The following is a 4,879-nucleotide window of genomic DNA, read 5'->3' as shown; positions in this document are numbered from 1 at the left end:
ACCCTGGACCTACTGATTAAAAGTCAGTTGCTCTACCGGCTGAGCTACGCTCTCCCAAGCCGGATGCCCGGCTGAAAGTGGGCGGAACATAGAAAGGGTCTTATCCAAGGTCAACCCGGAATCTCGCCGCGAAAGCGATAATACGGCGGTTTTCGGCGCGCGGAAAGGTGATTGGATTTGACCGGCCATCTGGTTTAAGACCCGCGGACGCGTTCCGCGGGCATTTACGCGGTCGCGAGCATGGGTTTCGGGCATTGCCCACGCCCGCAATTGCAAGGTGTTGGAGCAGGTTTCTTGTCGATCGGCGATATTTCCCTTCTGAGCGCGCTTCTGGCCGGCGCGCTGTCCTTTCTCTCGCCCTGCGTGCTGCCGCTGGTGCCGCCCTATCTCTGCTACATGGCAGGGATCTCGGTCGACCAGTTGAAGGGCGGCGGCGAAGCGAAGCCGGCGAGCCAGTGGGCGGTGCTGCTGCCGGCCTTTTTCTTCACGCTCGGCTTCGCGACGATCTTCGTGGCGCTCGGCGCGGGCGCGTCCACCATCGGGCAGTTGCTGCGCCAGTATATGGACATTCTGAGCAAGGTCGGCGGCGTGATCATCATCCTGATGGGGCTGCATTTTCTCGGCGTGCTTCGGATACCGATTCTTGCGCGCGAGGCGCGGTTTCACGGCGGCGGCAAGCCGGCAAGCGTCACGGGCGCCTATATCATGGGGCTCGCCTTCGCCTTTGGCTGGACGCCATGCATCGGGCCGGTGCTGGGCGCGATCCTCGCCGTGGCCGCCACCAAGGCGACGGTTTCGAACGGCGCGGTGCTCCTGGCCGTCTATTCGCTGGGCCTTGCCGTTCCGTTCTGGATCGCGGCCTATTTCTCCGGCGCCTTCATGCGGTTTCTGACGCGGTTTCGAAAACATCTGGGCGCTGTCGAGAAAATCATGGGCGTGCTGCTGATTCTCACCGGCGTCGCCTTTCTTTTCGGCTTTATTGCCGATATGGCGATCTGGTTTCAGCAGACCTTTCCGGTGCTCTCGCGTATCGGTTAGCTGCCCGCCACCAAGCGACCGGAGCCATGGCCGATATTCTAGCGCTGCTTTTCCCGTTTTTCGGGCTGATCGTCATCGGCTTCGGCGCGGCGAAGATCTTTCGCCATCCCGAAGAAGGCACCGCCTGGCTCAATATCTTCATCATCTATGCCGCCCTTCCGGCGCTGTTCTTCAAGCTGGTGTCACGCACGCCGTTCGAGCAACTGACCCGACTCGATTTCGTGTCGATCGACGTTGCCGCGACCTACAGCGTCTTTCTTTTGCTGTTCGCCATCGGCTATTTCTGGAAGAAGAACGGCGTGCGGGAAACCACGATCCAGGCCTTTGCCGGCAGCTATGGCAATATCGGCTATATGGGGCCGGGGCTTGCGTTGCTGGCGCTGGGGGAGGAGGCCGCCGTTCCGGTGGCGCTGATCATCTGTTTCGAAAACGCGCTGCATTTCATTGTCGCGCCGACGGTGATGGCGACGGCCGGCGGCGGAGGAGGGCGTTCGCTGGTCCGCCATATTCTGCTGCGGGCCTTGCTTCACCCGTTTCTGGTGGCGACGGCCCTGGGGTTTGCTGTTTCCGCATCCGGCTTCGCCGTTCCGCAGGCTTTCAACCGGCTGGTGGGCTACCTAGCCCAGGCGGCAGCGCCCTGCGCGCTGTTTGCCATGGGTGTCACGCTGGCGCTGAGGCCCGTCAGGCGGGTGCCGACGGAAATCAACTATATCGTGCCGGCAAAGCTCATCCTGCACCCGCTGGTGGTCTATCTGTTCATGATGGCGCATGGCGGGTTCGACCCGCTCTGGGTCAAGGCGGCGGTGCTGATGGCCGCCCTTCCGACGGCGACCAACGTCTTCGTCATCGCCCGCCAGTACGGCATCTGGTATGAGCGCGCCTCGGCGACAATCCTGATCTCGACGATCGCTTCGGTGGCGACGCTTGGCATGTTGCTGGCGTTGATCAGCGCCAACGCCATTCCGTTTTAGGTCAACTCGGCACGAGACGGATTGTCGAGCAGCCCGCCGAAACGGAAAGAACAAACGGATCGGCAGATCTGAATCAGATTTCTGCCTTTGCCATGCCTTCGCAGCTTACGCGGGGCAGGGTATCCCGTCGCCGGGCGGCATCAACGCCTGCGATTGCGCCTGTCGAGCGCGGGGAGCGAGGCGTAGTATTCCCGTTTTTCATGATACATTTCCAGGTCGGCGCGCCGGACGGCGGATTCGAGGGTTTCGCCCATCTCGCAGATCGCCACCCCGACCGATACGCTGATGGGAGCATCGGCGTAGAACTGATTGTTGATATCCAGAAGCTTGTCGATCTGTTCCACCATGACCTTGACGTCGTTCTCGCCCGCGCCCGGCATGAGGACGGCAAATTCGTCGCCGCCGATACGGGCGGCGCAATGGGGAGCGCTGACGGCTTCGTTCAAAACCTCGCCAAGCCGGCGCAAAAGGCCGTCGCCGGCATCATGGCCAAGCGAATCATTGGCTTCCTTCAGGCCGTTGAGATCGATGATCAGCACGCCGATCGGCCGGAATTTCTTGCGTTCGAGCCGGTTGATCTCCTCGGTATAGTAGGAGCGGTTGTAGAGCTTGGTCAGCACATCGTGACGGCCGAGATATTCGAGATAGGCTTCGGCCTTCTTGCGCGCGGTGATGTCGGTCAGCGAGACCAGCACCAGCGACCAGTCGTGCTCGTGGCCGGGCAGCACGGAGAAATGCAGCAGCACGTAACGCTCGGAGCCGTCGAGGGCGTAGTTCATCACCTCATGGCTGTGAAACAGCCGGCCTTCCCACAGGTCGATGAGCTGCTCGCGGAAATGCTCCTCGACATCGTCGCGGAAGATTGCGTGCTGGTTCTGCAACAGGGTCTGCCTGTCGGCGGCGCGGAACATGTCGAGCGTGGCCTGGTTGACGTCGATCACCTTGATCTCGTTCAGGCATTGGCGCACGAAATCGGGGTGAACGTCCATGAACACCCTGAGATCGACGATATGGCGCGAACGCAGATCCTCCAGCAGGTTGCGGATGCGCGAGAAGTCCTCGACCCACAGAGAGACCGGGGAATGCTCGAACAGGCCATGCGCATAGAGCGCCTGCGCGCGTTCGCGCCGATGGGCCGCCTCGCGCAGGGAGACGTCCTCGGTGGTGAGCAGGATCCGGTCCAGCGTTTCCTCATGGCCGGGCAGAACCTGGCCGCGAAGCTGGATATCGAGCCGCTTGCCGGAGAGCGTGTAGTTGACGGTGTTGCTGGAAAAGGCATGCTGGCCCTGGAACAGCTGGACCAGCTCGTTGATATGGCTTTCCAGCATGTCGTCGCGAAACACCTGATCGATGCTGGAGACCAGTTGCTCCATGTCGCTTGCCTCAAACAGGTCAAGCGTCTTGCGGTTTACCTGCAACACCCGGATCGCTCGGGAACACGCGGCGACGCGCGAACGGTCGGCCCTGAGAAACGCCTCGATATCCGTTACGCCGGCGGAGCGCCAACGGTCGAAAAGGCATTTGACGCCACTGAAATCCTCGACCCACATGGCAATGGGCGCGAGTTCAAACATCTGTTCAAAAGAGCTGTTTTCCAACTTAATGCTCATCATTCGTGCGTCCCGTCAGCGAAAAGTCAGACGACCGATATGGAACCGGAGGTGCAATGACATGTAAGCGCAACCATCGGTTCACTCTTTTGCCCGTATCGCTGATCGCGACTCAGTGTTCTCTTTTGCCGACTTGGGACTATAAGGCTATCTGCCGCAATTTGCCGCCCGCAATTTTCGGGTTCCGCGTCGTTCCCGGCGCAATGATGCCTGGCCCGGTTCCGAACGCGGCTTGCCTCCCCGACACGCAGGGCGGGCGACAAATGCTATTCTTTTTGCTAGATGTATTGGACTTGCAGAAAAACCACAACCCTCCGCACTGTGTTGCCGGCTGGCGTTCCCCCGCGCTGGTCTGCGAGGAGGCGTCATTTCAGGCATTGAGGACATATTCGCCGGCTCTCGCCGGTTTTTCGGCTTGATTTTTATTGCTCATGGGCAAAAATTGCGTAACAAGGGCACGGGCTGGCGCGATGCCGCCGGCCGGACAATCAAAGCGGAGCAAAAGCGATGTCGGCGAAGATTTACCGCCCCGCCAGATCGGCGATGCAGCAGGGCAATGCCAAGACCCATGAATGGGTGCTCGAATTCGACCAGCAGGCGCCGCGCACGATCGATCCGCTGTTCGGCTATACCTCGTCCTCGGACACGCTGCAGCAGGTCAAGCTGCGCTTCGAGACCCAGCAGGACGCTGAGGATTACGCCCGCCGCAAGGGCATAGCCTACCGGGTCATCCCGCCGAAGGAAAAGACGGTGAAGGTGGTCTCGTACTCCGAAAACTTCAGCCCCAACCGCACCCAGCCCTGGACCCACTGATCGCGGTCCGCCGATGCGGTCGACGCGACGCAAGGGCAGGTTCAGTCTTGCCCTTTATGCCCTCATCAGGCATTGATGCGGCCCATACCCGGCCCCTTAGCTCAGCTGGATAGAGCACCGGCCTTCTAAGCCGACGGTCGCAGGTTCGAATCCTGCAGGGGTCGCCAATCTTTTCAATAGCTTAGGATTTCTGCTTTCAAGGAAATTCAGCCGGTTTACGGGCTGGTTTACAGTTTCTGTTTCTCTTGTGTTCTTTTTAGCCATTTTTCCACGCAACTGCGGTTATGCTACTTGCTGGCCAATACGTTTTTCGGCGACGATTCAGATCGGGATACTTCGGCGGCAATGCGCCGCCATATGGGGCGTTCACCCTCTCTCGACCTTGTCCTGAATGCCGTCGTTCGTTGCGCCGCGAGCGAAGGCCAGAGGTGGCTCGGGAAATCTGCA

The 4,879-nt window shown here is 60.3% G+C and carries 4 protein-coding genes and 1 tRNA gene; 4 read left to right on the top strand and 1 reads right to left on the bottom strand.

The features are described 5' to 3' along the window. Positions 1-294: 294 nt before the first annotated feature. Entirely contained in the window at positions 295-1,038 is a 744-nt protein-coding gene (locus B4E36_RS03265; protein ID WP_230718027.1) for a cytochrome c biogenesis CcdA family protein, read from the top strand. 26 nt (positions 1,039-1,064) lie between these two features. After that, positions 1,065-2,009, top strand: a complete 945-nt coding sequence (locus tag B4E36_RS03260; RefSeq protein WP_292051457.1) for an AEC family transporter — start codon at positions 1,065-1,067, stop codon at positions 2,007-2,009. Positions 2,010-2,149: 140 nt separating this feature from the next. Here B4E36_RS03260 and B4E36_RS03255 read toward each other — a convergent pair whose 3' ends face one another. Next, a complete protein-coding gene (locus tag B4E36_RS03255) occupies positions 2,150-3,622 on the bottom strand; it encodes a sensor domain-containing diguanylate cyclase (RefSeq protein WP_292051459.1) in 1,473 nt (490 codons plus the stop codon). A 504-nt stretch (positions 3,623-4,126) separates the two neighbouring features. On the opposite strand from B4E36_RS03255, the gene B4E36_RS03250 reads away from it, so the two are divergent. Together B4E36_RS03250 and B4E36_RS03245 are read left to right on the top strand one after the other, a co-directional pair. Beyond that, a complete protein-coding gene (locus tag B4E36_RS03250; protein WP_018067707.1) occupies positions 4,127-4,432 on the top strand; it encodes an ETC complex I subunit in 306 nt (101 codons plus the stop codon). 90 nt (positions 4,433-4,522) lie between these two features. After that, positions 4,523-4,599, top strand: a tRNA-Arg gene (locus B4E36_RS03245). The last annotated feature ends 280 nt before the right edge of the window (positions 4,600-4,879 follow it).

The organism is Martelella sp. UBA3392 (genome assembly GCF_002358775.1).
Classification (GTDB): Bacteria; Pseudomonadota; Alphaproteobacteria; order Rhizobiales; family Rhizobiaceae; genus Martelella; species Martelella mediterranea.
This window is presented reverse-complemented; position numbering and strand designations above follow the sequence as displayed.

Excerpts from the sequence above, each read along its gene's own strand:
- B4E36_RS03250 (WP_018067707.1), top strand. The coding sequence starts at position 4,127 with ATGTCGGCGAAGATTTACCGCCCCGCCAGATCGGCGATGCAGCAGGGC.
- B4E36_RS03255 (WP_292051459.1), bottom strand. The coding sequence starts at position 3,622 with ATGATGAGCATTAAGTTGGAAAACAGCTCTTTTGAACAGATGTTTGAA.
- B4E36_RS03260 (WP_292051457.1), top strand. The coding sequence starts at position 1,065 with ATGGCCGATATTCTAGCGCTGCTTTTCCCGTTTTTCGGGCTGATCGTC.